At 73.1% G+C, this 26,846-nt stretch carries 23 protein-coding genes, 1 tRNA gene and 1 pseudogene; 9 read left to right on the top strand and 16 right to left on the bottom strand.

Features of this window, described 5'->3' with window-relative positions; translation table 11 throughout:
• Nucleotides 1-255 precede the first annotated feature (255 nt).
• On the top strand, nt 256-1,140 hold the full coding sequence (locus ACFXDE_RS22090) for a prohibitin family protein (protein ID WP_380496550.1): 885 nt from the start codon (nt 256-258) through the stop codon (nt 1,138-1,140).
• A gap of 92 nt (nt 1,141-1,232) precedes the next feature.
• Here ACFXDE_RS22090 and ACFXDE_RS22095 read toward each other — a convergent pair whose 3' ends face one another.
• The 4 genes and pseudogenes from ACFXDE_RS22095 to ACFXDE_RS22110 all read right to left on the bottom strand — a co-directional run bounded on the left by ACFXDE_RS22095 (nt 1,233) and on the right by ACFXDE_RS22110 (nt 4,698).
• The gene (locus tag ACFXDE_RS22095) at nt 1,233-2,273 is read right to left on the bottom strand and encodes a hypothetical protein (protein WP_380496551.1); all 1,041 of its coding nucleotides are present in this window, start codon (nt 2,271-2,273) and stop codon (nt 1,233-1,235) included.
• Nucleotides 2,274-2,351: 78 nt separating this feature from the next.
• Entirely contained in the window at nt 2,352-2,822 is a 471-nt protein-coding gene (locus ACFXDE_RS22100; RefSeq protein ID WP_380496573.1) for a cupin domain-containing protein, read from the bottom strand.
• A 69-nt stretch (nt 2,823-2,891) separates the two neighbouring features.
• Nucleotides 2,892-3,959: pseudogene (locus ACFXDE_RS22105) on the bottom strand (serine hydrolase domain-containing protein); the annotation flags it as partial.
• Nucleotides 3,960-4,035: 76 nt separating this feature from the next.
• A complete protein-coding gene (locus tag ACFXDE_RS22110) occupies nt 4,036-4,698 on the bottom strand; it encodes a DUF4097 family beta strand repeat-containing protein (RefSeq protein ID WP_380496552.1) in 663 nt (220 codons plus the stop codon).
• A 262-nt stretch (nt 4,699-4,960) separates the two neighbouring features.
• Between ACFXDE_RS22110 and ACFXDE_RS22115 the strand changes: the two genes are divergently transcribed.
• Nucleotides 4,961-5,698, top strand: coding sequence for a helix-turn-helix domain-containing protein (locus ACFXDE_RS22115; protein WP_380496553.1), 738 nt, complete (start codon nt 4,961-4,963; stop codon nt 5,696-5,698).
• A 57-nt stretch (nt 5,699-5,755) separates the two neighbouring features.
• Here the strand turns inward: ACFXDE_RS22115 and def are convergent, their stop codons facing one another.
• The 8 genes from def to ACFXDE_RS22155 all read right to left on the bottom strand — a co-directional run bounded on the left by def (nt 5,756) and on the right by ACFXDE_RS22155 (nt 13,816).
• On the bottom strand, nt 5,756-6,409 hold the full coding sequence (def, locus tag ACFXDE_RS22120) for a peptide deformylase (RefSeq protein WP_380496554.1): 654 nt from the start codon (nt 6,407-6,409) through the stop codon (nt 5,756-5,758).
• A gap of 27 nt (nt 6,410-6,436) precedes the next feature.
• Nucleotides 6,437-7,429 carry a tetratricopeptide repeat protein gene (locus tag ACFXDE_RS22125; RefSeq protein WP_380496555.1) on the bottom strand — a complete coding sequence of 331 codons (993 nt, stop codon included), beginning with the start codon at nt 7,427-7,429 and terminating at the stop codon, nt 6,437-6,439.
• A gap of 326 nt (nt 7,430-7,755) precedes the next feature.
• Nucleotides 7,756-9,126 (bottom strand): HD-GYP domain-containing protein, encoded by a 1,371-nt coding sequence (locus ACFXDE_RS22130; protein ID WP_380496556.1) that lies wholly within the window; start codon nt 9,124-9,126, stop codon nt 7,756-7,758.
• Nucleotides 9,123-10,562 (bottom strand): HD-GYP domain-containing protein, encoded by a 1,440-nt coding sequence (locus ACFXDE_RS22135; RefSeq protein WP_380438495.1) that lies wholly within the window; start codon nt 10,560-10,562, stop codon nt 9,123-9,125. The genes ACFXDE_RS22130 and ACFXDE_RS22135 overlap by 4 nt, the downstream gene beginning before the upstream one ends.
• 320 nt (nt 10,563-10,882) lie before the next feature.
• Nucleotides 10,883-11,287, bottom strand: a complete 405-nt coding sequence (gene rsrA, locus ACFXDE_RS22140; RefSeq protein ID WP_380438493.1) for a mycothiol system anti-sigma-R factor — start codon at nt 11,285-11,287, stop codon at nt 10,883-10,885.
• A complete protein-coding gene (locus tag ACFXDE_RS22145) occupies nt 11,284-12,027 on the bottom strand; it encodes a sigma-70 family RNA polymerase sigma factor (RefSeq protein WP_308130030.1) in 744 nt (247 codons plus the stop codon). Before ACFXDE_RS22145 ends, rsrA begins: the two co-directional genes overlap by 4 nt.
• A gap of 309 nt (nt 12,028-12,336) precedes the next feature.
• Nucleotides 12,337-12,975, bottom strand: a complete 639-nt coding sequence (locus ACFXDE_RS22150; RefSeq protein WP_380496557.1) for an alpha/beta family hydrolase — start codon at nt 12,973-12,975, stop codon at nt 12,337-12,339.
• Between the two features lie 88 nt (nt 12,976-13,063).
• Nucleotides 13,064-13,816: an SOS response-associated peptidase gene (locus ACFXDE_RS22155; protein WP_380496558.1), complete on the bottom strand. Its 753-nt coding sequence runs from the start codon at nt 13,814-13,816 to the stop codon at nt 13,064-13,066.
• Nucleotides 13,817-13,953: 137 nt separating this feature from the next.
• Between ACFXDE_RS22155 and ACFXDE_RS22160 the strand changes: the two genes are divergently transcribed.
• From ACFXDE_RS22160 to hisN, 5 genes are all read left to right on the top strand, one after another.
• Nucleotides 13,954-14,688, top strand: coding sequence for a M50 family metallopeptidase (locus ACFXDE_RS22160; protein ID WP_380438486.1), 735 nt, complete (start codon nt 13,954-13,956; stop codon nt 14,686-14,688).
• Nucleotides 14,689-14,754: 66 nt separating this feature from the next.
• A complete protein-coding gene (gene aroA / locus ACFXDE_RS22165) occupies nt 14,755-16,086 on the top strand; it encodes a 3-phosphoshikimate 1-carboxyvinyltransferase (RefSeq protein WP_380496559.1) in 1,332 nt (443 codons plus the stop codon).
• A 15-nt stretch (nt 16,087-16,101) separates the two neighbouring features.
• On the top strand, nt 16,102-17,157 hold the full coding sequence (gene rsgA, locus ACFXDE_RS22170) for a ribosome small subunit-dependent GTPase A (RefSeq protein WP_380496560.1): 1,056 nt from the start codon (nt 16,102-16,104) through the stop codon (nt 17,155-17,157).
• Nucleotides 17,158-17,289: 132 nt separating this feature from the next.
• A complete protein-coding gene (locus ACFXDE_RS22175) occupies nt 17,290-17,613 on the top strand; it encodes a DMT family transporter (RefSeq protein WP_380438480.1) in 324 nt (107 codons plus the stop codon).
• Between the two features lie 73 nt (nt 17,614-17,686).
• Nucleotides 17,687-18,484, top strand: a complete 798-nt coding sequence (hisN, locus tag ACFXDE_RS22180; protein ID WP_380496561.1) for a histidinol-phosphatase — start codon at nt 17,687-17,689, stop codon at nt 18,482-18,484.
• 88 nt (nt 18,485-18,572) lie between these two features.
• On the opposite strand, the gene ACFXDE_RS22185 is transcribed toward hisN, so the two are convergent.
• Nucleotides 18,573-20,048, bottom strand: a complete 1,476-nt coding sequence (locus ACFXDE_RS22185; RefSeq protein WP_380496562.1) for a catalase — start codon at nt 20,046-20,048, stop codon at nt 18,573-18,575.
• A gap of 105 nt (nt 20,049-20,153) precedes the next feature.
• Here ACFXDE_RS22185 and ACFXDE_RS22190 point away from each other — a divergent pair, with 105 nt between their 5' ends.
• Nucleotides 20,154-20,579 (top strand): Fur family transcriptional regulator, encoded by a 426-nt coding sequence (locus ACFXDE_RS22190; RefSeq protein WP_380438474.1) that lies wholly within the window; start codon nt 20,154-20,156, stop codon nt 20,577-20,579.
• A 27-nt stretch (nt 20,580-20,606) separates the two neighbouring features.
• Here ACFXDE_RS22190 and ACFXDE_RS22195 read toward each other — a convergent pair whose 3' ends face one another.
• The 3 genes from ACFXDE_RS22195 to ACFXDE_RS22205 all read right to left on the bottom strand — a co-directional run bounded on the left by ACFXDE_RS22195 (nt 20,607) and on the right by ACFXDE_RS22205 (nt 26,079).
• On the bottom strand, nt 20,607-22,592 hold the full coding sequence (locus ACFXDE_RS22195; protein ID WP_380496563.1) for a tetratricopeptide repeat protein: 1,986 nt from the start codon (nt 22,590-22,592) through the stop codon (nt 20,607-20,609).
• A gap of 358 nt (nt 22,593-22,950) precedes the next feature.
• Nucleotides 22,951-23,024: transfer RNA gene (locus tag ACFXDE_RS22200), tRNA-Met, on the bottom strand.
• A 79-nt stretch (nt 23,025-23,103) separates the two neighbouring features.
• Nucleotides 23,104-26,079 carry a UPF0182 family protein gene (locus tag ACFXDE_RS22205; protein ID WP_380438470.1) on the bottom strand — a complete coding sequence of 992 codons (2,976 nt, stop codon included), beginning with the start codon at nt 26,077-26,079 and terminating at the stop codon, nt 23,104-23,106.
• Nucleotides 26,080-26,254: 175 nt separating this feature from the next.
• Between ACFXDE_RS22205 and ACFXDE_RS22210 the strand changes: the two genes are divergently transcribed.
• The gene (locus ACFXDE_RS22210; protein WP_380438468.1) at nt 26,255-26,833 is read left to right on the top strand and encodes a PPA1309 family protein; all 579 of its coding nucleotides are present in this window, start codon (nt 26,255-26,257) and stop codon (nt 26,831-26,833) included.
• Nucleotides 26,834-26,846 lie beyond the last annotated feature (13 nt).

The raw sequence follows: 26,846 nt of genomic DNA on the forward strand, positions 1-26,846 counted from the left end.
CTTGTTTCACGCACCCCCACCTGTAACTGCCCTACCGACACCACCGTGGCCCCCCCACCGCCCACCACGGGCCGGGCCACCACTGTTTGACCCCCTCGCTCCTCGCGAGGCCCCGCCGGAGAAGAGTCACCGCCGTCATCGAACCAACGTGCGGCATCGATCGTATGAACAGCATCTGAAGCGACTTCAGGACGTCGACGGGCCTCCTAGGCTGCGGCCGTCCGTCTTGATCACTCCAGCCCGGGGGACCCCACCATGCTCATCCTGTCCCTGCTGTTCCTGGCCGTCGGCACCGGCCTGCTCATACTGCGGTGGCGCAAGATCGGCTCCTGGCCGGTCACCCTCGGCGGCATCCTCGCCGGGGCGCTCGGGCTGCTCCTGGGGCTCACGACCTTCGTACACGTGGTCGGGCCGACGGACGTCGCGGTGCCCACCAGCCTCGGCAAGGTCGGCCGCACCTGGCAGCCCGGGCTCCACTTCAAGTCGCCGCTGACCGACGTGACGACCTTCTCGACCCGCCCCTCCGATCTCAACCTGACCGGTGACTCCACCGTCGAGGTCCACTCCTCCGAGGGCGGGGTGCTGTACGCCGACATCACGGTGAAGTGGTCGATCGACCCCGAGCACACCGTCGAGCTGTTCAAGCTGGCCGGCAGCGCCGACGCCGTCCAGCAGCGGCTGGTCTACCCGGACAGCCGGGAGATCGTACGCAACGTCTTCGCCCGCCACACCAGCGTCGAGGGCTACAGCTCGCAGCGGGAGGCGATCAGCGCCGAGATCGACAAGCTGATCACCGACCGGCTCGCCCCGCGCGGCATCCTCGTCAACGGCGTCAACCTGCGCAACGTCCGGCCGAACGACGCCCTGCAGAAGGCGATCGACCAGAAGATCCAGCAGGACCAGGCCACCGCCCAGGCACAGGCCGCCGTGCTCACGGCCAAGGCCGAGGCCGAGAAGCGCAGGATCGAGGCCGACAGCACCGCCGCCGCCAACGCCGCGATCGCCAACTCGCTCACCGACAAGATCCTGCTGAGCCAGTGCATCGAGGCCTTCAAGGCCGCCGCCGAGAAGAACCCCGTCTACGCCAGCCCCTGTGGCGCCAACGGCACGCCGGTCATCGTGGACGGCACCAAGCGCTGAGCCCGGCCCACAAGGCGAACGCCTCCGCCTGGCGGGCCCACGCACGACGGCGCAGGAAGTCGGTGTCGCCGACTTCCTGAGCGCGGGGCTCGTCAGCCGTGGTCTTCCCACTCCGCTTCGCAGAACCGGGCCTCGCTGATCACGGTGTCCCCGGCCCGGACGGCCCGGACGTACAGGCCGAGCCCGTCCAGTTCGAGGTCTTCGCCGCAGCCGACGACCACGTCGATCCCGCGGTCTTCGAGGTGCCGGACCAGGGCCGCCTCAAGAGTGGATACCGTCCTGCCGATCAGCCGGATGCCCTCGAACTCGACCTGGGGCCCGGTGCGGCCGAGCACGGTCACGGCGGCCAGCGTGGGGGCGCCCTTCAGGTACGAGTAGTGGGTGGCCACACCGGCCTCCTCGAACCGTTCCCCCTCCAAGCGCCACTCGCCGGCCCCGATCTTCGGCGCGCGCGGCTGCCCCCGGCGGACCGCTGGCGCCTCGCCGTCCAGCGCGGCCATCACCTGGTCCGGACGCATCCCGAACCGAAGCGGGCCGACCCCCACCAGCGGCGTCCAGTCCCAGCGGGGCCGGTCCTCCTCCGCCGCCACGGGCCAGGCCCCGGGGTTCTTCTCCCAGCCGCGGACATCGCGCCACCGGATGACCGGCTCGGTCCCGTACGGATCGTCGGCCGGCCCGGGGCCGACCAACAGGGCCTCGGTGAGCATCGCGTCCTTCTGCTCCCGCGCGGCGCCCATCGACAGCCCCCAGGCCGCCACCTCGGGATCCCCGCTCCAGTTCGCCCTCACCGACTCCCCATCTCGGCGGGCGAGTTCATGAACATCCGCGCGCACCTCGGACGGCACCCGGGCGATCAGCCCGACGTCCCCCAGCCGCACCAGCGGTCCGGTCAGCGCGTCCACCGCCACGGCGGCCAAGCGCTCGTCCACGCCGTAGATCGCGGTCACGCCCACGTCCCGGTACCGCTGCCAGGACAGCCTGCCCGCCCAGCTCCGCGAAGCGGAGACGGCCGCCCCGCCCAGAACCGTCCGGACCTCGCCGGGACTCATCCCGAACAGCAGCGGCCCGACCCCCACCAGCGGTCGGAGCACCCACCGCGCCCGTTCCCCGTCGGGCTTCCTGCTCCACCACATCTCGTGCACCCCTCCACGACCGTTCCGAGCGATCTCGCCGGTCACCCTAGGGGAACCGTCCGACGAACCGATCCGCGATCAGGCCGATGCGTCCAGGGCCGCGCGCCAGACCGGGCTGTCGACGTAGTGGTTGTCGAACCGCTCCGCCGACTCGGCGATCTCCTTCGGGTCGGCCTCGCCGCGCATGACCCGGCCCAGCAGGCGCAGGTAGTCGAACCGGCCCATACCCGGAGTGAACACGAACAGGACGTCCGCCTCGCAGCCGGGCGCCGCGGCGAAGGCGTGCGGGGTGTGCGGCGGCACGGCCAGGAAGTCACCGGCGTCGAGCACCGTGATCTCCTCGCCCACCAGCACCCTGAGGGAGCCGCTGATGACGAAGAACAGCTCGGTCGCCTTGGTGTGGACGTGCGCGGGAGCCCCGACGGCGCCCTCGGCGAACGTGGAACGGTAACTGGTGAAGCCGTCGGCCGTCCTGTCCGAGTCGGCGAACAGCCTCATCACGGAACTCGGATCGGCACAGGTCTCGGCGTCGGCGTGACGGGTCAGCACCGGCTCGAACGGCGCGGCGGGCTCCGCCGGTTCGTCAGCCCCCTCGGCCGCCTCGGCCTGCCCACTGCCGAACACCTCCTTGACGAGCCGCTGCTGCGCCTGCTGGAAGGCCTCGGCCGTGGCGACGAAGTCGAGTTCGGCGTCCCCGCAGGTGAGGGAGGCGGTCAGGGTCCTGCTGCCGTCGGGCGAGCTGTACATCAGCGCGCCCCAGCCCCAGAAGCCGCCGTTGTGGTGGAAGACGGTCCCGCCGTCCGTCTCCTCCACGAACAGCCCCAGGCCGTAACCGAGTTTGGGGTGCGGCGTGCGCATCTCGGCCAGCAGGGAGTCCGGCAGGAGCTTGCCGCCCATCAGCGCGGAGAAGAACGTGTGGAGGTCCTCGGTGGTCGAGATCATGTCGCCGGCGGCGGAGATCCAGGAGACGTCGAAGCGGGTGACGTCGACGACCTTCCACTGGCCGGCGTCCTCGTACCGGTAGTAGCCGTGGGCGTGCGGCTCGGGGATCTCCGGCGAGGCGTCCGGCACCACGGTGCCCGACAGCCCCAGCGGCTCCAGGATCAGCCGCCGCATCTCCTCGGCGAACGGGCGGCCGGTCACGGCCTCGACCAGCAGCCTGGCCAGGACGTAGTTGGTGTTGGAGTAGCTCCAGTCCGTTCCCGGCTCGAACCGGGCCGGCTTGGACAGCGCCAGCCGGACCAACTCCTCGGGCTGGTAGGTGTGGAACTGGTTGTCCACGTACTCCTGGCCCTGCCAGGGGATGCCCGGCGCGACCGTCCCGTCCTCGTAGTATTCGCCGGTGTAGTTGAACAGCCCGCTGGTGTGTTGCAGGAGCATGCGCACCGTGATCCGCCGGTCCAGCCCGAAGCCGGGCAGGTAGTCGTCCGCCGGGCCGTCCAACTCGATCAGGCCCTCGGCGACCAGTCGCAGCACCAGGGTCGCGGTGAAGGTCTTGGTGGTGCTGCCGATCCGGAACCGCCCGTCGATCGGCGGCTTCTCGCTCTCGCCCAGCTCGCGTACTCCCGCGCTGCCGACCCATTCGCCGCGGTCGTCGTTCACGCGCAGCTGCATGCCTGCGAAGCCGGATTCGACGATCTCCTCGATGGTCTTCTGCAGCTCGGGGCCGGTGAGGGAGGGGGACATGGTGTGCTCCTTGTAGGACGTGTGGGTGGGTGTTGCCGGGTCAGGTGGTGCGCGGTGCCGTTCCGCAGGCCGCGGATCAGAGGCTGCGCGCGGTGATGTCGCCGTAGGAGGTGGTGGCGCGGATGTCGAGGCCGGCGGTGCCGTCGTTCTTGAGGGCGTTGCTGATGCGGCCGTGGCCGGTGCCGGCGTCCAGGGCGGCCGACACACCGGCGGCGGCGCCGACCGTGATGTCGCCGGACTGGGTGCCGAGGCGGACCGTGCCGCCCGTGGCCTCGGCGATCCGGATGTCGCCCCGCGCGGTGCTGATCTCCGCGGGCCCGCCCAGCCGGCCGACCTCGACATCGCCGTCGACCGCGATGAGCCGCAGGCTCGCGGCCTCGTCCAGCTTGATCCGGCGGTAGGCGCCCTCGAAGGAGACGTCGCCGAGGCGGCCGACGGTCCGGAGTTCGGCGGCGGCGGCCTTGGCCTCGACGCGGGAACCGGCGGGCAGCTTGACGGTCACGTCGACGGATCCGGAGGGACCGACGTACTGGGACTTCACCGGGTTCTCGATCCGCAGGACCCCGTCGGCGTACGCGACCGTGGTCTGCTCCGCCGCCTTCACGTCGCGGCCCTTCGCGGCGTTCGCGGGCAGGATCTCGACCGCGGTGTCGGCCCGGTCCGCGGCGATGAACAGGACGCGTCCCCCGGGGATGTCCAGGACGGCGCAGATCGGGGCGGCGGTGTCGAACGTGTGCATCGTGCTCTCCCTGGTGTGTGGGGCCTGCTGCTTTCCGAACGCTGGAAACACTACGTTGCTTTCCATATTTCGACAACGAAATCCTTGCCTTGGGGTAGCATTTAGGCAGGTCATAGCAGGGAAATCATTGCAAAGCCCTCGCGCTTAACGCAACGCCAGAAGAGTCGCGCGTTGCAATGCACTGAAGGTGAACGCTATGGTGACAGCGTCAGGGAACGCCGAGCAGCGCCCGGGGAGCACCCGCGGCACGAAAGGGGTCGTGATGCCGGGAGGCAGGCTCACCCAGCAGGAGCGCCAGCAGATCGCGATCGGGCTGGCCGACGACCTCGCCTACGCCGAGATCGCCCGCCGTCTCGACCGTCCGACCTCCACGATCACGCGTGAGGTGATGCGCAACGGCGGCGCCGCCGGCTACCGCGCCGACCTGGCCCAGCGCGCCACCCAGCAGCGCACCCGCTCGCGCGGACAGGCCGCGGTCCAGGTGCCGCAGGCGGCCCCGCAGCCCTACGGACGCGACGCCGGGGCCGTGCGCGATTACGAGGAGGCCCTCACCACCGTCTTCGCGACCTCGGGCCTGCCCAGGATGATGGCCCGGGTGCTCGGCTGCCTCTACACCACCGACACCGGCAGCATGACCGCCGCCGAACTCGCCCGGCACCTCCAGGTCAGCCCGGCGTCCGTCTCCAAGGCGATCACGTTCCTCGAAGGACTGGAACTCGTCCGCAGGGAACGCGACCAGCGCCGCCGCGAGCGCTACGTCGTCGACGCGGACCTCTGGTACCGGTCGATGATCCGCAGCGCCCGGTCCAACGACCGGTTCATCGAGACCGCGCGCCAGGGCGTCGGCGTCCTCGGCCGCGGCACCCCGGCCGCCGCCCGCCTCGAAAACGCGGCCCGCTTCCTCGACTTCGTCAGCGAAGGGCTCCTCCGCGCCGCCGAGCAGGGCCGCGAGGTCCTCCACACCGGACCCGGGCCGGCCCCGGACGGCACCGCCCCGTGAGAAACACCGCTGCCCCGCACGGAAGGTCCGTGCGGGGCAGCGGTGTTGGAGGGGTGCTTACGCGTTCGGCACGGTCGCGTAGCGCGCGGTGCCCTCGGCCATCTGGCGCAGGGCGTCCTTGCGGTCCCGCTTCGACAGCCTGTCGATGTAGAGGAACCCGTACAGGTGGTCCGTCTCGTGCTGCAGGCAGCGGGCGAAGAAGCCGGTGCCCTCGACGCGGATCGGGGTGCCGTCCTTGTCGACGCCGGTCACCGCGGCGAAGTCCGGGCGCGGCAGCTCGGCGTACGCGGTCGGCACCGACAGGCAGCCCTCGTTGCCGTCGTCCAGCACGCGCTTGCGGTCGGCCGGGTACTCCTCCAACACCGGGTTGATCACGTGGCCGATGTGGCGCACGCCCTCGTCGTCCGGGCAGTCGTAGACGAAGACCTTCAGGTCCACGCCGATCTGGTTGGCCGCGAGGCCCACGCCCTCGGCCGCGTACATCGACTGGAACATGTCGTCGATCAGGGCCGCCAGCTCGCCGTCGAACGCGGTCACGTCCTTGACCTCGCGGTGCAGGACCGGGTTGCCGACCACGGTGATCGGACGCGCGGTGCCCTTGGTGAGGTCGGGCTCCTCGCCGATCACCTTGACGGGTGCCTCGGGCGCGGCCCCCTCCACGTCGTGCTCGTGCTCGTGGTCGTGCTGCTCCGCCATGTCTTCCGCTTCCATAGGTCTACGCGTACCTCACCAGGGTACTCAGCAGACCTCTTCGAGATCCCGGTAAGCCCGGCTTCCGGGGGCCGCCGTGACCCAGCGGTCCAGCAGCGCGCGCACCAGGTGCGCGGGGGCGGCGATCCCGCACTCGCGCTCCACCAGCCACGACATCCCGGCCGCGCCGCCCTGGCTCAGGTGGCTCAGGTGGCCGGGGTGCGACGCGTCGCCGTCGTCGTGCGGGTCGTGGTGGGCGGTGTGGCCGTCGTCCGAGGCCATCCGGCTCTCCGAGCAGGCCCGGCACAGCAGCCGCACCGAGGACGTCCAGTCCTCCGCGGCGTAGCCCGCGTCCGCGACCATCCGCTCCAGCGCGTCCCGGTCGCCCGCCGTGGCCGCCTGGAGCAGCACGACGTAGGTCGGCACCGGGGACGGCGCCCACAGCTCGATCTCGTCGAACACCGGGTAGGCGATCCCGTCCGTGACCCGCTCGCCGTGCGGGGCGCCGTCGTGCAGCACCACCTCGCCCCAGCGGCGGCCGGAGGACGGCAGCGGGATGGACAGCACCTCGATGCGGGCCGGGTCCAGCCGCCGGCCCCACACCACCTCGGACTCGCCGTCCGGGGACAGCCGCACCGGCGTCGTCCCGAGGTCCAGGGCGACCGGGCCGTCCTGCTGCGCGCCCGGGCCGCCGGGCAGCCTCAGCCCGTACGCCTGCCAGGCGCGGCGGGCCAGCGGCCAGTCCTGGAGGGCGGTCGCGGTGATGCCGAGGTTCCACCAGTCGGGGGCGCCCTGTTCGCGGTCCAGCAGGGCGACGGCCCGCAGGCCGGCCGAACGGGCCTGCTCCCAGTCCCGGCGGAACTTGTGCAGCAGGGCGAGGTTGAACCAGGAGTCGGAGAGCCACGGCTCCAGGTCGGCGGCCATCACGAGCAGCGCGCCGGCGTCCTCGTAGCGGCCGTCGCCGATCAGCGTGAAGGCCCGGTCGGTCGTCTGCCGCCAGGTGGCGGACGGCCGGTGCCGTGCCCGGTGGAAGATCCTCACGTTCGTCCCTGCCGTCGTCGTCCGCTCAAGTCCCGTACCGCCGCTCCCGCGCCCCGAGTTCGTGAAAACGATGGCGCGATTTCCGGGATGCGGGCCCGGTGCCCCGGGTCGGTGTTCCACGCTACGACCGCATCCAACCACGCCCGCCCCCGGGCGCGCTCCCCACCGCCGGGGTCGGGGACGCCCCTACCCAGCCTGCCCGCCCCGCCGCCGCACCTCAACCCCGGGGCGCGGAGCCCGCACCGGGGCCGCGCTCCGCTTCCGGCCGCCCCCGCCGTACCGGGGGTGCGCCGGGTGTCCGCCCCCCGGCCGCGGGCGGCGGGCGGTCAGGCCCTGGCCTGGCCCCCGACCCTGGCCAGGGCGTCGACGACCCGGGCGTCGTACACCCGTCCGCGGCCCAGGCGCAGGACCTCCAGCGCCTCCAGGTGCCCGACCGCCTCGCCGACGCCGCGCCCCCGGGCGGCCGTCAGCAGGTCGTCGTGGGCGTTGGCCACCCGGATGATGCGGGCCGCGAGCGGCACCGAGCCGTCGCCGCCGGCCGGTCCCGGGTAGGGGTCGGCCAGCCGGGCTACCTGCTCGGCCACCTGCCGGGGCACCCCGGTGCGGCTGATCACCTCGCTGCCGAGGCGGGCGATGCGCTGCTGCTCGGCGCAGGGCAGCAGGGCGGTGGCGCCGTCGGGCACCGGCTCGACCAGCGACAGCTGGCCGACGTCGTGCATCAGCGCCGCGTACTCCAGCAGGGCGAGTTCGCGGGTGCCGAGCCCCAGGTCGCGGCCGAGGGCGCAGGCCGTGTCGGCGACCCGCCGGGCGTGCCCGTGCGGGGTGTAGCCGGCCACCTCGGTGGCGCGGGCCAGGCTGGCGATGGTCTGCCCGGTGGTGGCCCGGACGGCCGCGGCGCGGCGGAACGACACCTGGGCGAGCAGCAGCGGGGCGCAGAACAGCGGCAGCGCCCACAGCCCGACCTCGCCGGCCGCCAGGCTGACCAGCATCCCGGTGGCGACGATCGCCGAGCCGATGCCGAACAGCGCGTGCAGCTCGTCCTCCAGCGCGGCCGAGAACCGCAGCCCGGTCCTCGGGCCGGCCTTCGGGCCCGGGCCGCGGGTCCAGTCGCGGCGCAGCAGGGCCGCGAGGGTGGCGTCGCAGAGGGCGGCGAGCGCGGCGACGGCGGTCAGGAACACGCCGTAGGCGGGGCCGTCGGGCGAGAAGCGGTCGACCAGGCCGCTGTTGTAGAGCGGCTGGAAGACGGCGGCGGCGAACCCGACGCCGAGCAGCCGGCGGGCGGCGCTGTCGCGCCGGACGGGGTCGGCCCAGGGCGGGCGCCGGTGCGGGCGCCCGGGGTGGGGCAGGGCGAGCCCGGGCAGCCAGGCGAGCAGCAGGCCGACGCCGGTGACGGCGACCACCTGCAGCGTGCCGTGCGCGGTCGGCAGCCCGCGCAGCGGCCCGAGCAGCGCGTACGCCAGCGCGCCGGCCGCGCCGATGGGCGCCTGCTCGCGATCGCCCGGAAGGGTGATCCGGACGCACTCGCCGAGCGCGATCAGCCCGGTGAAGGCGAGCGCGACCCGAGGCTGCTCGACCCCGCGCGCCGCGACCGCCACGAGCGCGGCGGCCAGCAGCCCGGCCGCCGCCACCCGCACCGCGTGCGCCGCCCACCGGCCGTCCCGCGGCCGGGCCCGCTCCCGTGGGCGCGGCCCGCTCACGGCTGCCCGGCCGAGGGGACGCTCCCGCCCCGGGCGGGCACCCGGCCCGGGGCGGCCCGGACGGGCTCCGGCACGCCGAGCGGGATGTCCGGGACGGCCCGCAGGCACTCCCCGGTCGGGGCGGGCAGCACCGGCTGCCAGTCGTGGACGGCGAGCGCGCCGATCAGCGCGCGGACCATCACCGGGTCGAACTGGCTGCCCGAGCACCGCTCCAGCTCGGCGACGGCCTCGGCCACCGGCCGCCCGCGGCGGTAGGAGCGGGTGGAGGTCATCGAGTCGAAGGCGTCGGCGACCGAGATGATCCGGGCGAACTCGGGGATCTGCTCGCCGGCCAGCCCGCTGGGGTAGCCGCGCCCGTCCATCCGCTCGTGGTGGTGCAGGATCCCGGCGTGCGCCTCGCCGAGGAAGGCGATGCCGCGCACCAGCTCGTACCCGTACACCGGGTGGACCTCGACGGCCCGGCGCTCGGCGTCGGTGAGGGGACCGTTTCTGCGGAGCAGCTCGGTGGCCACGCCGAGCTTGCCGACGTCGTGCAGGATCGCGGCGAAGCGCAGGGTGCGCAGCCGCTCGGCCTCCATGCCGAGCTGACCGGCGATCAGGACGGCGGCCCGGCCCACCCGCTCGCTGTGCCCGCGGGTGTAGGCGTCCTTGATCTCGACGGCCTGCACGAGCGCCTGGACGGTCGCCTGGTGGGCGTCGCGCTCGCGGTGCCCCTGGGCGAACACCCACGCCGAGATCGACAGCGGCAGCAGCGCGAGCAGCGCCGCGAACGCGCCGTACGGGCCCTGCCACAGGACGGCGACCATGAGCCCGCCGGCGGCGTGGACCAGGACCGGCAGCCCGCACACCGTGCACGCCCCGCGCAGCAGGACGTCGGCCCGGCTCCCCTCGCTGAGCATCAGCATGACGCCCACCAGGACGCCGTTGACCAGGCAGAACGCGACGAGGGCGGCGAGGCCGGGCAGCAGGGCGGCCGGGAAGCGGGAGCCGAGGAGCAGTTGCGGGCCGCGCAGCAGGTGGAAGGCGACGGCGCCGGCGAAGGCGCTCAGCGCGAGCTGGGAGCCGTTCCACAGCTGCCGCTGCCGGTAGTGGCGCCCGCCCGGGCCGCCGAGCAGCGCCGCCGGCACGGCGACGAACGCGGCGGCGGCCGGCGGGAGCATCAGCACGCCGGCGAACAGCACCGGGAAGAACGCGTTCACCCCGGGCCGCACGGGCGCCCGCTCGGCCGGCACCGGGCGGCGCAGCAGCCGGCGCACCAGCCGCTGGCAGGGGGTGGGCAGGCCCTGGGCGAGCGACTCCCAGCAGCCGTGGAGGAAGCCGAGCAGCCCGACCTTGGGCCAGTCGACCGGGGAGCCGAGCCAGCGCGGCACCCCGGGCAGGGCCACGGTGGGCAGCAGCGGCAGCAGGCAGCAGAGCGCCGCCACCGGAACGGCCACGAGGTAGCGCGTCGCGCCCTCCGGCAGGGCCGCCCCTCCACTGTCGCTAGCGATCTCGACCTCCCTGCCGTCCTGGCCCGCTCTCCGCGCTCAGCGCGCCGGGCGGACCGGCGGTGAGTGTCCGTCAGGAGGATAGGCCGCGCATCGGGCGCGGGGACGCATGATCGCGCAATGCCGCAGTTGGCACACCGCCAACTCACTCGAACGAGTGAGGGGCGCATGCAAGCAGAACGGGAGCGGCCCCGGGAGCACACGCTCCCGGGGCCGCTGAACTCCGTGTCCGGACCGTCCGACCCGCCCTCGCCGGCGGGCCCGGCCGGTTACTCCGCCTGGGCGCCGGCCTCGACCGGCGCACCGGGGCGCACGCCCGGCTGCGGCGCGTCGCCCACCTCGGGGACCGGCCGCGCCGTCTCCGCGTGGATCTCGACCGTGGCCTCGACGGCCACCACGACCTGCTCGCCCGAGCGCTGCCCGGCGCGGATCGAGTCGATCCTGGCCAGCACCTTGCTGCGCAGGTCGGCCGGGGTGTCGTCGCAGCCGCAGGAACGCTTGATCAGCGCCTTGATCGCCTGCTCCAGGCCGTACTGGCGCAGGCACGGCGAGCACTCCTCGAAGTGCACGCGCAGCTTGGCGCAGTCGCCCTCGGCCATCTCGTTGTCGAGGAATTCGTAGAGGTGGTCGAGGACCTCGCCACACTCGGTGTCGTGCGGATCGCCGCAGCTCATGAGCCCGAGCCCTTCGCTTCCTGCCCTGCCCCGCTGCCGGCCGGGACGAGCCCGCGCTCACGGGCGTAGTCCTCCAGCATGCCGCGCAGCTGACGACGGCCGCGGTGCAGCCGGGACATCACCGTACCGATGGGAGTACCCATGATGTCCGCGATCTCCTTGTACGCAAAGCCTTCGACGTCCGCGAGGTACACGGCGATCCGGAATTCCTCCGGGATGGCCTGGAGGGCGTCCTTCACGTCGCTGTCGGGGAGGTGGTCCAGGGCCTGGGTCTCGGCCGAGCGCAGCCCCGTCGACATGTGCGACTCGGCGCGCGCCAGCTGCCAGTCCTCGATCTCCTCGGCGGCGGTGCGCTGGGGCTCCCGCTGCTTCTTGCGGTACGAGTTGATGAAGGTGTTGGTGAGGATGCGGTACAGCCAGGCCTTGAGGTTCGTGCCCTCGCGGAACTGGTGGAACGACGCGTACGCCTTGGCGAACGCCTCCTGGAGCAGGTCCTCCGCGTCCGCCGGGTTGCGCGTCATGCGCAGCGCGGCCGAGTACATCGGATCCAGGTAGCCCAGGGCGTCGCGCTCGAAGCGCTCCCGCCGGGCCTCCTCGGTCTCCTCGGCCGACACCCGGAAGGTGTCCTCACCGATCGCCTCGGCCAGTTCCTCACCGGTGAGCGCCTCGCCCTCGGGCCGGCCCTCATCCGGGCCACGGCCGGGTTCGGCCTCGTGCTCGGTCCCGACGACCGGACCCACCTCCTCGGCATGGCGCGCACGGCCCACGGCGGGCCGCCCCGAAATGGAGGATATCGGGCTGACGGGCTTCTCGCCCGCGACTATCCAGTCGGACCAGGCGGGAGCGAACGCCGTGGCGGCCTCTCGCTCCTCCGGCCGCTCCGGGCACGCGATCGAACCCATCTGCCCTGCCTCTCACCCGTTAATCTGCTGACGAGGGTGTCAACCACAGGGCCCCCGCCCGCATTCCCGGCCCCGCGCGGCTTTCACCCGCACGGGTGAGCGAACGGTGCGCCCGGGGAAAACCGCAGCTCACCGCCGGTCCCGCGCTCACAGCAGCCCGAGCACCCAGTCCCCGACCGCCCCGCAGATCAGCTCCAGCACCTCGTCCTGCCCCACCGGAGCCCGCTTCGGCACCTCGAAGCCGTGGCTGCCGTACGGCACCTCCACCAGCGCGTGGCCCCGCGGCAGCTCCGGGAACTCGGCCGGCCCGCCGAACGGGTCCGCCGCGCTCTGCACCACCAGCGTCGGCAGCCCCGACTCCAGCAGCTCCTGCGCCCGGCTCTTCTCCGGCTTGCCCGGCGGGTGCAGCGGGAACGCCAGCGCCACCACGCCCACCGCCCCGCTCGCCGCGCCCGTGCGGCACGCCACCCGCGCCCCGGCGCTGCGCCCGCCGACCACCAGCGGCAGGCCCTGCCCGGCCAGCCGCTCGGCCACCGGCCGCCAGCCGAGGTCCAGCGTCCGCGGCGCCGGGCCGAGCTTCTTCCCGGCCACCCGCCACGGCTGCTCCACCAGCGCCACGGTGATCCCGCGCGGCGGCAGCGCCGCGGCCAGCGCGACGAGGTCCCGCGCGCCGGTCCCGCCACCCGCGCCGTGCCCGAGGGCCAGCAGCGCCTTCGGCGCGGCCGCCCGGTGGTAGGTGATCCGGGCGTCCCCGGCCTCGGTGGGGACGAGTTCGGTGGTCGTCAACGGTGGCTCCCTCTCGGAACGGCACGGATCCGCAACTCGGTTGGTCGGAACAGCGCGGACGGTCAGGACGAACGGCCGGCGCGGACGGTCAGAACAGCGTGGTCTCGTACTCGACCTCGGTCCACGGTTCCTTGAGCTCCGGGCCGTTGTTGCGGATGCTGCCCACCGCCGGCGACACCGGGGTGGCCCGCAGCGCGCCGGGCGGCGGGGGTATCAGCAGCCGGCGCAGCCCGTCCGGGTCGCTCTGCCCCGGGTCCAGCCACTCGTCGAACGAGGACGGGTCGAGGAACAGCGGCATCCGCTCGTGGATCGGCGCGAGCAGCGGCTCCGCGTCCGTCGTCACGATCGTGAACGTCACCAGCCAGGCCGCCGGGTGCCCGGCCGGCACCGTCCGGTCGCGCCAGAACTCGTACAGCCCGGCCAGCGCCAGCGGGGTGCCGTCCGTCCGGGAGACGAAGAACGGCTTCTTGCGCGGCTTGCCGCGCTCGGCGGGCACCGTCTGCCACTCGTAGTAGCCGTCCACCGGCAGGATGCACCGCCGGGAGGCGAACGCCTGCCGGTAGGAGGGCTTCTCGTGCACGGTGTCCGACCTGGCGTTGATCATCTTCACCGCCGTCTCCGCCGAGTTCGACCACTGCGGCACCAGGCCCCAGCGCAGCACCCGCAGCTGGCGCACCACGCCCGGCCGCTCCTTCGACATCCGCTCCAGCACCACGAACGCGCTGTTCGTCGGCGCCACGTTCCAGTTCGGCGCGAGGGTCTCCTCCGGATCCCACTGCTCGACCCCGAAGAGGTCGAGGAGGTCCTCGGGCTTGCTGCTGGAGGCGAAGCGACCGCACATGCGGGCCACTCTGCCACGGCCCCGGGTCTCACCACTTCTTCATCCCGAACAGCGAACCACCGCCTCCCCCGCCGCCGTCCCCGCATGGGAGGCTGCTCCGAACGGCCCAGCACAGCGAACGGAGGCGAGACCACGCCATGACCCCCAGCCCGACGACCGGACACGACCTCGGCGACCTGTGGGACCGGGTGACCGGCACCCAGGCCGCCCCGCCCGGCTGGCTGGTCCTCGCCACCGGCGCGCTCGCCCTGCTCGCCGTCCTCGCCCGCCCGCTGTGGCACGTCACCCGCAACGCGGTGACCATCGCCCACGAGGGCGGCCACGGCCTCGCCGCCCTCGCCACCGGCCGTAAGCTCGCCGGGATCCGGCTGCACTCCGACACCTCCGGCCTCACCCTCTCCTACGGCCGCCCCACCGGCCCCGGCATGGTCCTCACCGCCGCCGCCGGCTACACCGCCCCCGCCCTGCTCGGCCTCGGCTGCGCCGCCCTGCTCGCCGCCGACCGCATCACGCTGCTGCTGTGGCTCGCGATCGTGCTGCTCCTCGCCCTGCTGGTGCGCATCCGCAACGCCTACGGCCTGTTCACCGTCCTCGTCGCCGGCGCCGCCTTCTTCCTCGTCTCCTGGTTCGGCAGCGCCCAGGTCCAGGCCGGCTTCGCCTACCTCGGCTGCTGGTTCCTCCTGTTCGGCGCCGTCCGCCCGGTCCTGGAGCTCCAGCACCAGCGCCGCACCGGCTGGGCCCGCGACTCCGACGCCGACCAGCTCGCCCGCCTCACCCACGTCCCGGGCCTCGCCTGGGTCACCGTCTTCCTGCTGGTCGCCCTCGCCTCGCTCGCCCTCGGCGCGAGCTGGCTGCTCCAGCCCTTGCACTGAACCCCCACAGTCCCGGCATGCGGCCGCAGCGGGGGCCGTTCCGGTACGGCCCCTAAACTGGCCCCCATGACCGAGACCCTGTGGCCCGCCCCCGTCGCGACCACCCCCGTTGACGCCACCGTCACCATCCCCGGCTCCAAGTCGGTCACCAACCGGGCCCTGGTGCTGGCGGCACTGGCCGACGAGCCCGGCTGGGTCCGCCGCCCGCTGCGCAGCCGCGACTCCCAGCTGATGGCCGACGGCCTGCGCGCCCTCGGCGTCGGCATCGAGGAGAAGGTCAACAACGACTCCGGCGGCACCGGCGGCGGCGAGGCGTGGCGCGTCATCCCTGCCCCCGCCCTGCTCGGCCCGGCGTCCATCGACGTCGGCAACGCCGGCACCGTCATGCGCTTCCTGCCGCCGCTCGCCGTCCTCGCCGACGGCCCGGTCCACTTCGACGGCGACCCGCGCAGCTACGAGCGCCCCCAGCACGGCGTGATCAACGCCCTGCGCGCCCTCGGCGCCCGCATCGACGACGAGGGCCGCGGCGCCTTCCCGCTGACCGTGCACGGCACCGGCGCCCTCGACGGCGGCCAGGTCGAGCTCGACGCCTCCTCGTCCTCCCAGTTCGTCTCGGCCCTGCTCCTGTCCGGCGCCCGCTACAACCACGGCGTCGAGGTCCGGCACGTCGGCGGCCCCGTCCCGTCGCTGCCCCACATCCGGATGACGGTCGAGATGCTGCGCCTGGCCGGCGCCCAGGTCGACGCCCCCGAGGACGGCGGCGAGAAGGACGTCTGGCGGGTCACCCCCGGCGCCCTGATCGGCCGCGACCTGGTCGTCGAGCCCGACCTGTCCAACGCCGCGCCGTTCTTCGCCGCCGCGCTCGTCACCGGCGGCCGGGTCACCGTCCGCGACTGGCCCAAGCACACCACCCAGCCCGGCGACCAGCTGCGCGAGATCTACTCCCGCATGGGCGGCGCCTGCGAGTTCACCGACGAGGGCCTGCAGTTCACCGGCACCGGCCGCATCCACGGCATCGAGGCCGACCTGCACGACGTCGGCGAGCTCACCCCGGTGATCGCCGCCGTCGCCGCGCTCGCCGACTCCGAGTCCCACCTCTACGGCATCGCCCACCTGCGCCTGCACGAGACCGACCGGCTCGCCGCGCTCGCCAAGGAGATCAACGACCTCGGCGGCGACGTCACCGAGACCGAGGACGGCCTGCGCATCCGCCCCCGCCCGCTGCACGGCGGCGTCTTCCACACCTACGAGGACCACCGCCTGGCCACCGCCGCCGCCGTCATCGGCCTGGCCGTGCCCGGGGTCGAGGTCGAGAACGTGGCCACCACCGCCAAGACCCTGCCCGACTTCCCGAACATGTGGGCGGACCTGCTCGGCGAAGCGGCGGCGGACGCCTGAGCGGAGACTGAAGCCATGCGCCGCTACGGCAAGGACGCCGACGAGGACGACATCCGCAACCGCCCCGCCCGCCGGGGCTCCCGGCCGCGGACCCGGATCCGGCCCAAGCACGAGGACGCCGCCGAGGCGATGGTGCTGACCGTCGACCGCGGCCGGATCACCTGCCTGATCGACCCGGGGACCAAGCAGGAACGCCAGGTCGTCGCCATGAAGGCCCGCGAACTGGGCCGCAAGGGCGTCGTCGTCGGCGACGTCGTCAACATCGTCGGCGACCTCTCCGGGGACGCCGACACCCTCGCCCGGATCGTCCGGGTCGAGGAACGCACCTCCGTGCTGCGGCGCACCGCGGACGACGACGACCCGTACGAGCGGATCGTCGTCGCCAACGCCGAGAAGCTCGCCATCGTCACCGCCCTGGCCGACCCGGAGCCCCGGCCCCGGCTGATCGACCGCTGCCTGGTGGCCGCCTACGACGCGGGCATGGAACCCCTGCTCGTGCTCACCAAGGCCGACCTCGCGTCCGCCGAAACGCTCCTGGAGTCCTACGCGCCGCTCGGCATCGACTACGTCGTCACCCGCCGGGACGAACTGGAGAGCGCGGGCGCCGAGGCCGTGCGCGAGCACCTGCGCGGCCGCTCCACCGTGTTCATCGGCCACTCCGGCGTCGGCAAGACCACCCTGGTCAACGCCCTCGTCCCGGACCGCCAGCGGCAGACCGGCCACGTCAACGCCGTCACCGGCCGCGGCCGGCACACCACCGTCTCGGCCCTCGCGCTGCGCCTGCCCCCGCCCCCGGGCGCCAAGGCCGGCTCCAAGAAGGCGCTGAACTCGGGCTGGGTGATCGACACCCCGGGCTTCCGCTCCTTCGGCCTCTCCCACATCGACCCGTCCCGGGTCATCCTCGCCTTCCCCGACCTGGAGCCGGGCACGGTCGACTGCCCGCGCGCCTGCAGCCACGACGAGCCGGACTGCGCCCTGGACGCCTGGGTCGCCGACGGCCACGCCGACGCCGCCCGGCTCTACTCGCTGCGCCGCCTGCTGGCCAGCAAGGAGGCCCGCGAGGACGACTGACCCCGCCCGGCCCCGCCGCGTCCCGGCGAGGCCGGTGGCCCGTTCGAGGTGTCGGACCGCGCCGCCCTGGCGATCATAGGAAAGTCGGACCACTGTGCGGTCCGACCCGTCGATCGACAGGGAGGGCACGCGATGGCATGGGCCCTGGTGATCCTGGCCGGCCTGCTGGAGACCGGCTTCGCGATCAACCTCAAGCTCAGCGAGGGCTTCACCAGGCTCTGGCCCACCATCAGCTTCTGCGTGTTCGCCCTCAGCAGCTTCGGCCTGCTGACCCTCTCGCTCAAGAGCCTGCCGGTCGGCCCGGCCTACGCGGTGTGGACCGGCATCGGCGCGGCCGGCACCGCCATCTACGGCATGGTCTTCCTGGACGAGACGACGTCGGTGCTCAAGCTGGTCTCGATCTCCCTGGTGATCGCCGGCGTGATCGGCCTGCAGCTCAGCGGCACCACCCATTGAGCCGCGGGCCGATGAGCGTTCACTCCGTGAGCCCGGCTGTCCCGATCCGGGCGGGCTCGCTAGGGTTTCGGACATGGCCGACTACCACGACGACCTCCGACTCGCCCACGTCCTCGCCGACTCGGCCGACTCGGTCACCCTGGAGCGCTTCCGCGCGCTCGACCTCGCGGTCGAGACCAAGCCCGACCTCACCCCCGTCAGCGACGCCGACAAGGCCGCCGAGGAACTGGTGCGCGGCATCCTGCAGCGCGCCCGCCCGCGCGACGCCGTCCTCGGCGAGGAGTTCGGCCTCCAGGGCTCCGGCCCGCGCCGCTGGGTGATCGACCCGATCGACGGCACCAAGAATTACATCCGCGGCGTGCCGGTCTGGGCCACCCTGATCGCCCTGCTGGAGGACGGCCAGGACGGCGTCGGGCGCCCGGTGGTCGGCATCGTCTCGGCCCCCGCGATCGGCCGCCGCTGGTGGGCCGCCAAGGACCTCGGCGCCTACGCGGGCCGCAGCCTCGCCAAGGCCTCCCGGATCCACGTCTCCGGCGTCTCGCGCATCGAGGACGCCTCCTTCTCCTACTCCTCGCTGTCCGGCTGGGAGGAGCGCGGGCGCCTCGACCCGTTCCTCGACCTCACCCGGGCCTGCTGGCGCACCCGCGCCTACGGCGACTTCTGGTCCTACATGATGGTCGCCGAGGGCGCCGTGGACATCGCCGCCGAGCCCGAGCTGTCGCTGTGGGACATGGCCGCCAACTGCATCATCGTCGAGGAGGCCGGCGGTCGCTTCACCGGCCTGGACGGCGTCCCGGGCCCGGGCGGCGCGGACGCCGTCGCCAGCAACGGCCTGCTGCACGAGGAGACGCTGCGGCGCCTGAGCGTCTGACGCGACCCGTCCCGGACGTGATCGCGGGCCCCTCGACCAGTGGGAGCTGGTCGAGGGGCCCGCCGTCTTTCTCGGGGCAAGCCCGCGGCTACTTCTTGCGCAGCTCGCGGACGGCCGCCTCCAGCCGCTGCCCGTAGTCGGCGTCGGCCTTGCGGAAGTTGTCGACGGCCCGCTCCACGATGTCCTCGCGGTCCTCCGAGACCTTGGCGATGAAGCCGGCCAGGCCCGCGATCAGGCGCTGCTTCTCGTCCTCGGAGTAGAGGCGGTAGAGGTTGCCGGCCTGCACGAAGTCGTCGTCCTCGGCGTGCGAGGGCGCCACGTGGTTGCCGGTCGGGCCGGTGACGGCGGTGGCGGCCCACAGCGGGCGGCCGGTCTCGACCGGGCCGCCGAAGCTGTTCGGCTCGTAGTTCTTCTGGCGGCCGTGGCGGCCGTCGTACAGGTAGCCGTCGCGGCTGTTGGTGCGCGCCGCGGTGGCGTGCGGGCGGTTCACCGGCAGGTGGTCGGCGTTGATGCCGACGCGGTAGCGGTGGGCGTCCGCGTAGGCGAACAGGCGGCCCTGGAGCATCTTGTCGGGGGACGGGCCGATGCCGGGCACGAAGTGCGCCGGGGAGAAGATCGACTGCTCGACCTCGGCGAAGACGTTGTCGGGGTTGCGGTTGAGCTCCAGCTTGCCGATCTCGACCGGCGGGTAGTCCGCGTGCGGCCACACCTTGGTCAGGTCGAAGGGGTTGAAGCGGTAGTTCGCCGCGTCGGCCGCCGGCATGATCTGGACCTGCACGGTCCAGGTCGGGAACTCGCCGCGCTCGATCGCCTCGCGCAGGTCGCGCTGGTGGCTGTCCGGGTCCTCGCCGGCGAGGCGGTTGGCCTCGTCCTGGGTGAGGTTGCGGATGCCCTGGTCGGTCTTGAAGTGGTACTTGACCCAGAAGTGCTCGCCGGCCTCGTTCTGCCACTGGAAGGTGTGCGAGCCGTAGCCGTTGAGGTGGCGGTAGGTCGCCGGGATGCCGCGGTCGCCGAACAGCCAGGTCACCTGGTGGGTCGACTCGGGCGACAGGCCCCAGAAGTCCCAGACGTTGTCCGCCTCCTGCGAGCCGGTGTACGGGTCGCGCTTCTGGGTGTGGATGAAGTCGGGGAACTTGATCGCGTCCTTGATGAAGAACACGGGGGTGTTGTTGCCGACGAGGTCGTAGTTGCCCTCCTCGGTGTAGAACTTCAGCGCGAAGCCGCGCGGGTCGCGCACCGCGTCGGCGGAGCCGAGGTTGCCGGCCACGGTGGAGAAGCGCAGGAAGACCTCGGTCTGCTTGCCGATCTCGGCGAGGAAGCCGGCCCGGGTGTAGGGCGTCACGTCGGCCGTCACCGTGAAGGTGCCGTAGGCCGCGGCGCCGCGGGCGTGCACCACGCGCTCCGGGATGCGCTCGCGGTTGAAGTGCGCGAGCTTCTCGAACAGCAGCTGGTCCTGGATGAGCGCCGGGCCGCCGACACCCGCCGTCTCGGTGTTCTGGTTGTCGGCGACGGGGGCGCCCGCCTCCGTGGTGAGGGTGGGGCGCAGCTCGTCCTGGGTCGTCATGAGAGAAGCCTCCGCGTGATCCGATCGTGAGGACTCGATCCTAACTTGGACTTTGTCTAAGTCAATACTGGCACCAATCTCAGAGCGTGACCTACTCTGGTGCGCATGAGCGACCTGCTGGAACGACTTCGCGGACGTGGGTGGCGCCTGACCTCGCAGCGCCGGGTCGTGGCCGAGGTCCTCGACGGCGAACACGTCCACCTCACCGCCGACGAGGTGCACGCCCGCGCCGCCCGGCACCTGCCCGAGATCAGCCGCGCGACCGTCTACAACACGCTCGGCGAACTCGTCGCCCTCGGCGAGGTCCTGGAGGTCGCCACCGACGGCCGCGCCAAGCGCTACGACCCCAACGCCCGCCACGCCCACCAGCACCTGGTCTGCTCGGGCTGCGGCGCGATCCGCGACGTCCACCCCCACGGCGACCCGCTCGCCGCCCTGCCCGCCACCGAGCGCTTCGGCTTCGTCCTCTCCGGCGCCGAGATCACCTACCGCGGGCTCTGTCCGGACTGTACGCACGCGCCGGCCCGCTAGGCCACGCCACCGCTCAGCCCGGAGCCGCTACGCGCTCAGCTCCGCGTGCAGCGCCCCGAGCAGCCGCCCCGCCCGCTCCGCCACCTCGGCCGGCCCGTAGTCGGCCGCCCGGCGGCACCAGTTCTCCGCCTGCACCGGCTCCCCCCGCCGCAGCGCCAGCAGCGCCAGGCGCAGCGCCGCCCGCCCGTGCCCGGCGTCCGCCGCCCGGGTGTACCAGAGCATCGCCTCGGCCTCGCTGTCCTGCCGGGCCAGCAGCAGCCCCAGGTTGAACGCCGCGCTGCGGCTCCCGGACTCCGCCGCCCGCCGGTACCAGCTCTCGGCGATCTCCAGCGCGCCGCGTTCGGCCGCCCGCACGCCCATGCGCACCTGCGCCCGGCGGTGCCCGGCGTCCGCCGCCACCGCGTACCAGTGCTCGGCCTCCGCGTCCGCGTCGCCCCGCCGGTCCAGCACCGACGCCAGCCGGAACGCGCCCTCGGCCGAACCGCCCGCCGCCGCCTGCCGGTAGCGCTCCAGCGCGCCCGCCAGGTTGCCGCGCTGCTCCTGGGCGACCGCGAGCTGCAGCGCCGCCTCGCCGTGGCCCTCGGCGGCGGCCCGCGCGTACCACTCCTGCGCCTGCTGGTGCTCGCCGCGCCCGGCGTGCAGCACGCCGAGGTTGAACGCGCCGTCGACGCTGCCCGCCTCGGCCGCCTTGGAGAACCACGGCTCGGCGCCGGACTCGTCGCCGCGCTGGAGCAGCACCACGGCCAGCGCGTTGCACGCCTCCCGGTGCCCGGCGTACGCGGCCCGCCGGTACCACTGCTCGGCCTGCTGCTCACGGCCGGTGCCGGCGCACAGCAGCCCGAGGTTGAAGGCGCCGTTGTGGTCGCCCGCGTCCAGCGCGCCGCGGTACCAGTGCTCGGCCTCCTTGGCCTCGCCGCGGCTCGCGTGCAGCGCGCCGAGCGCGTTGGCGGCGTTGCCGTCCCCGGCCTCGGCGGCCTCCTGCCACCACTCGGCGGCGGCCGCGACGTCCCCGGAGTCGCGCAGCAGGAAGCCGAGCGCGCACGCGGCCCGCGGCTCGCCGTTCTGCGCGGACTGCCGGTACCAGCGGGCGGCCTCGTCCAGCAGCGCCTGGTCGGCTCCGGCCCGCTCCTCCAGCAGCACGCCCAGGCGCAGCGCGGCCCGGGCGTGGCTGCGGGCGGCGGCGGTGCGGTACCAGGTCTCGGCGGTGTCCTTGTCGCCGGCCGCCTCGCGCATCCGGGCCAGCCGGTAGGCGGCCTCGCGGTGGCCGGCGTCGGCGGACACCTTGAACCAGCGCTCGGCGCGGACGTCGCGCCGGTGCTCCATCAGGTCGCCGAGCGCGTAGGCGCCGAGCGGGTGGCCGTGGTCGGCGGCGAAGTGCAGCCAGTACTCGGCGGCCTCCTCCTCGCCCTGGTCGCGCAGCTGGAGGCCGAGCGCGTGCGCGGCGGGGGCGCTGCCGGCGACGGCGGCCTGGCGCCACCACTGGGCGGCCTCGGCGCGGTGGCCCTGCTGGTGCAGCAGCACGCCCAGGTTGTTGGAGGCGGCGCGGACCCCGGCCGCGGCGGCGGCGCGCAGGTACGGCTCGGCGTCCTCCAGTTCGCCGCGGCGCAGCAGCAGCGTGCCGAGCCGGGAGGCGGCGTCCGGGTCGCCCTCCTCGGCGGCGCGGCGGTGCCGGGCCTCCAGCGCGGCCTGCTCGCGGGCGGCCAGCGCGGTCTCGAAGCTGGTGGTGTCCAGGCCCGCCGGGTCGAGGGCGCCGCCGCCGTGGGCGCCGCCGGAGCCGTCCGCGGACTCGCCGTACGGGCCGACGGCGGAGGTGAACTGACGGGTGGGCACGTGGACGAGGCTGTCGGGGCCGCAGCCGGCCGCGCGGCGCTCGGCGAGGCCGCCGGTGCGCTGGGCGGGCAGGGCGCCGGGACGGCTCTCGGGGCTCTCGGGGCTCTCCGCCCAGGCGTCGGTGTCCGCCTCGGTGGCAGCGCCGGACCTGGCACCTGGCCCGTTCTTGCCGATCAGCCTCATCCGGACTCCCGCTCCCCCAGAGTGTCGCGGCATCCTCCCCCAGCCACCGGCCGGGGGGTCCTCCAGGGGAAGCGCCGGACCCGACGGCTGGTCAGCAGCCGTGCACCGTCCCCCATGTGTCCCATCGTCGCACCACCTGCAACCCGCGTACACCTGCCCCGGCCGAATTCGGGCGGGGCTGCCCCGAAGCCGACGAAATTGCTTCGGCGCTTTGTCGATTTCCCGACACTTCAACCCCACAAACCCGGTGCCGTCATCGTTGGCGACGGTCGATAGTACCGGAGCGGTTCCCGCCGCTTCGGGGCGAAAACGCCAGAGGCCCGGAGGACGAATCCTCCGGGCCTCTGTCACTACTGAGTAGCGGGGACAGGATTTGAACCTGCGACCTCTGGGTTATGAGCCCAGCGAGCTACCGAGCTGCTCCACCCCGCGTCGGTGACTCAACAGTAGCACGGACGCGGGGCGGAACCGAAATCGGTTGCCGCAGCTCAGCGGGCGCGGGCCCGGCGGCTCACGGCTTCGGGCTCGGCGACCCGCCCGCGGTGGCGGACGGGCCGCCGCTCGGGGCGGCCGGCGCCGGAGCGCCGGAGCGGGCCGCGTCGGCGGCCTTCAACGCGTCGCCCAGCGCCTTCTGCGCGTTGCCGTACGCCACCCAGTCGCCGTTCTTGAACGCCGTCTGGCCGTCGTTGTACGCCTTCTCCGCGTCCGACAGCGCCTTCTGCAGCTCCGGCGAGATCGTCCCGCCCGGCTGCGGCGTCGTCGGACCCGTCGACGTGCCCGGGTTCGCCGGGGTCCCCGGGTTCGCCGGATTGCCCGGAGTGCTCGGCGCCGTCGGCGTCGTCGCCGGCGCGGCCCCCGCGAACACCTTGCGCAGCGCCTCCTCCAGCGTGTTCTCGAACGCCACGTTGTCGTTCCCGTACACCACCAGGACCTTCTGCAGCGTCGGGTACTTGGCGCCGCGCCCGCGCACGTACACCGGCTCGACGTTGAGCAGCCCGCCGCCCACCGGCAGCGTCAGCAGATTCCCGTACTCCAGGTCCGAGTCGCCGCCGCTCTTCAGCAGCGTGATCTGCTGCGCCACCTCGGGCCGGGAGTTGAACTGCGACTGCACCAGGTTCGGGCCGAGCGTCTTGCTGTCGCCCGGCACCTTCAGGATCCGGATCTTCCCGTAGTCCGGGCCCGGATCGGCGTCGACCGCCATGAACGCCGCCAGGTTGTCCCGGCCGTTGGGCACGAACGTCGTCGTCAGCGAGAAGCTCGCCGACGTCACCTCCGGGTCCGGCATGCGCAGCGTCAGGTAGTACGGCGGCTGCACCTGCTTGGTGTCGCTCGTCGGGTCCACCGGGACCTGCCAGATGTCACTGCCGTTGAAGAACGAGTTGGCGTCCGTCACGTGGTACTGGCCGAGCAGGTCGCGCTGCACCTTGAACATGTCCTGCGGGTAGCGCAGGTGCGGCAGCAGCGTCGCCGGGATGTCCGCCTTCGGCTCGACCGTGCCCGGGAACGCCTTCATCCACGTCTTCAGCACCGGGTCGTTGTCGTCCCACTGGTAGAGCTTCACCTCGCCGGTGTACGCGTCGACCGTGGCCTTCACCGAGTTGCGGATGTAGTTGACCTTGTTGGCCACCGACAGCAGCTCGCCGCGCTGGTTGGTCAGCGAGTCCTTCGTCGCCGTGCCCAGCGTCGTCTTCGACGCGAAGGGGTAGCCGTCGGACGTCGTGTAGCCGTCCAGCACCCACACCACCCGGCCGTCCTGCACCACCGGGTACGGGTCGGCGTCGATCGACAGCCACGGGGCGACCTTCTCCACCCGCTCCTTCGGCGTCCGGTTGTAGATCACCTTCGCGCCGTCGGTGATCGCCCCCGCGTACAGCATCTGCGGCTCGGCGAAGCGCACCGCGTACGCGGCCCGGGTGAGCGGATTGTCCAGCGAGACACCGCTGTTGCCGGTGTACTGGTACTGCTTGTTCTCGCCGGTCTCGGTCGTGTAGTCGATCTCCTGGTTCGAGCCGCCGACGATCGAGTACGTCGTCGTCTTCTCGCCGTAGTAGACCCGCTGCTGGTAGTCGCCGAGCGCCCCGGTCGCCGGCAGGCCCGACTCGGTGAACACCGGCTGGCCCTTGTCGTTGACCTGGTTGCCCTTGGCGACCACCGCGCCGTAGCCGTGCGTGTACTTGAAGTGGTCGTTGATCCAGTTGCGCTGCACGCCGTTCAGGTCCAGCTCACGCAGGCCGATCACGGTGTCCTGCTTGTCCGTGCCCGCGCCGTAGCGGTCCACGTCCAGCGTGTTCGGGAACGCGTAGTAGTTGCGTTGCTGCTCGATCGACTGGAACGTCGGCGACACGATGTTCGGGTCCAGCAGGCGGATGTCGGCGATCGTCTGCGCGTCCGGCTTCAGCGCGTCCGCCGTCGTCGACCCCTGCGGGGTGTACTGCGACGTCTGCGCGTCCGCGATGCCGTACGCCCGACGCGTCGCGTCGATGTTCTTCTGGATGTACGGCGTCTCCTTGGCCTGCTCGTTCGGCTTCACCTGGAACTGCTGCACGATCGCCGGGTACACCCCGCCGATCAGCACCGCCGACAGCACCATCAGCCCCAGACCGATCAGCGCCGGCGCCCACGTGCGCCGCACCGGCGTCAGGAAGAACAGCACCGCGCAGATGATCGCCACGAAGAACAGGATCGTCTTCGCCGGCAGGAACGCGTTCGCGTCCACGTACCGCAGGCCCGTCCAGCCCGAAACACCCTTGTACGAGCCGGTCTTGACCGCCAGCGCGTACCGGTCCAGCCAGTACGCCACCGCCTTCAGCAGCACGAACACGCCCAGCAGCACCGCCAGGTGCCCCTGCGCCCCCGCACTCGCCCGCCGGCCGGGCCCCTGCAGCCGCAGCCCGCCGTACAGGTAGTGCACCAGCACCGAGGTCAGCAGCGACACGATCACCGCGCTGAACGCGAAGCCCAGCACGAACTCGTAGAACGGCAGGTCGAAGGCGTAGAACGACACGTCCATGCCGAACTGCGCGTCCTTCTCGCCGAAGGACGTCGCGTTCGTCCACATCAGCCACGTGCGCCACTGCCCCGACGCCGCCGCCCCCGCCACCAGGCCGATCACCAGCGACACGCCGATCAGCGCCCAGCGCTTGAACGGCGCCAGCCCCGCCCGGTAGCGGTCCAGGCTCTGCTGCTCCACCGACATCGCCGACAGCGGCGGGCGCAGCCGGTGCGCCAGCCACACGTTGAAGCCGACGATCAGCGCCATCAGCAGCCCGAACACCGCGAACAGGCCGACCTTCGTCCACAACTGGGTCGTGAACACCGACGCGTAGTGGACCGACCTGAACCACAGCCAGTCCGTCCAGAAACCCGCGAACATGACGAACAGCAGGAACAGCACCGCGAGCACGCCCAGGGTCAGCAGGGCCACCCGCGCCCGCCGGGAGGGCGGACCTACCCTGCGCCGGAAACCCGGCCCTGAGCGTTCCGGCATCTGGAATACCACGGTGGCACCTCAGCTGTGTCGTCTGGAGTCGGTCGGTCTTCAGAGCAACTTAACCAGGCTCCGACCGAGTTCCCACCGTTAGCAGACGGTTACGACGCCGCTCCTCCACACCACCCGCACCGCCCGGCGCGGCAAGCCCCACCCGGCGTGTGAGGATTGAGACATGTCCGACGCCACCGCCACGCCCCAGCCCGACTCCCCCGACGACGTCTCCACCCTCCCCGCGGCCACCCCCCTCACCCGCGCCGCCCTGGAGATCGACGAGTACGCCGCCACCCTCGGCTGGGACCTGCCCGCCCGCCTCTTCGCCCTCGTCGACTCCGGCGCCCTGCGCAAGGCCGACCCCCGGGTCGCCAAGCAGCTCGGCCTCACCGACGACGACGCGGCCGGCCTCACCCCCGTCGAGCAGGACGAGATCCCGGCCGGCACCCCCCTCGACAAGTTCCTCGGCACCATCGCCTGGCCCGACGCCGTCGCCGGCTGCGCCCTGGTCGTCGAGCGCCTCATGCTGCCGCCGGGCGCCGAGCAGAGCCGCCCGCGCAACGCCAGCGACGCCCAGCTCACCGAGTGGGTGGCCAACCACCCCAAGCGCGAGGAGGTGCGGATCACCGCCGCCGTGCTGCGCGACGGCAAGAAGGAGATCGCGCTGCGGCTGCGCTCCAAGGACACCGCGCGCGAGGTGCTGACCGGCCCCGACCTGGTGCCCGGCCTGACCGAGGCCCTGCTGGCGACCTTCGCGTAGCCGCCCTCCGGGG

The organism is Kitasatospora sp. NPDC059408, from assembly GCF_042751525.1.
Lineage (GTDB): Bacteria > Actinomycetota > Actinomycetes > Streptomycetales > Streptomycetaceae > Kitasatospora.

Excerpts from the sequence above, each read along its gene's own strand:
- def (WP_380496554.1), bottom strand. The coding sequence starts at position 6,409 with ATGGAAGCGGAAGACATGGCGGAGCAGCACGACCACGAGCACGAGCAC.
- ACFXDE_RS22160 (WP_380438486.1), top strand. The coding sequence starts at position 13,954 with ATGACCCCCAGCCCGACGACCGGACACGACCTCGGCGACCTGTGGGAC.
- ACFXDE_RS22210 (WP_380438468.1), top strand. The coding sequence starts at position 26,255 with ATGTCCGACGCCACCGCCACGCCCCAGCCCGACTCCCCCGACGACGTC.
- ACFXDE_RS22095 (WP_380496551.1), bottom strand. The coding sequence starts at position 2,273 with ATGTGGTGGAGCAGGAAGCCCGACGGGGAACGGGCGCGGTGGGTGCTC.
- ACFXDE_RS22115 (WP_380496553.1), top strand. The coding sequence starts at position 4,961 with ATGCCGGGAGGCAGGCTCACCCAGCAGGAGCGCCAGCAGATCGCGATC.
- ACFXDE_RS22190 (WP_380438474.1), top strand. The coding sequence starts at position 20,154 with ATGAGCGACCTGCTGGAACGACTTCGCGGACGTGGGTGGCGCCTGACC.
- ACFXDE_RS22175 (WP_380438480.1), top strand. The coding sequence starts at position 17,290 with ATGGCATGGGCCCTGGTGATCCTGGCCGGCCTGCTGGAGACCGGCTTC.
- ACFXDE_RS22110 (WP_380496552.1), bottom strand. The coding sequence starts at position 4,698 with ATGCACACGTTCGACACCGCCGCCCCGATCTGCGCCGTCCTGGACATC.
- ACFXDE_RS22090 (WP_380496550.1), top strand. The coding sequence starts at position 256 with ATGCTCATCCTGTCCCTGCTGTTCCTGGCCGTCGGCACCGGCCTGCTC.
- aroA (WP_380496559.1), top strand. The coding sequence starts at position 14,755 with ATGACCGAGACCCTGTGGCCCGCCCCCGTCGCGACCACCCCCGTTGAC.
- ACFXDE_RS22155 (WP_380496558.1), bottom strand. The coding sequence starts at position 13,816 with ATGTGCGGTCGCTTCGCCTCCAGCAGCAAGCCCGAGGACCTCCTCGAC.
- rsrA (WP_380438493.1), bottom strand. The coding sequence starts at position 11,287 with ATGAGCTGCGGCGATCCGCACGACACCGAGTGTGGCGAGGTCCTCGAC.
- hisN (WP_380496561.1), top strand. The coding sequence starts at position 17,687 with ATGGCCGACTACCACGACGACCTCCGACTCGCCCACGTCCTCGCCGAC.
- ACFXDE_RS22195 (WP_380496563.1), bottom strand. The coding sequence starts at position 22,592 with ATGAGGCTGATCGGCAAGAACGGGCCAGGTGCCAGGTCCGGCGCTGCC.
- rsgA (WP_380496560.1), top strand. The coding sequence starts at position 16,102 with ATGCGCCGCTACGGCAAGGACGCCGACGAGGACGACATCCGCAACCGC.
- ACFXDE_RS22185 (WP_380496562.1), bottom strand. The coding sequence starts at position 20,048 with ATGACGACCCAGGACGAGCTGCGCCCCACCCTCACCACGGAGGCGGGC.
- ACFXDE_RS22205 (WP_380438470.1), bottom strand. The coding sequence starts at position 26,079 with ATGCCGGAACGCTCAGGGCCGGGTTTCCGGCGCAGGGTAGGTCCGCCC.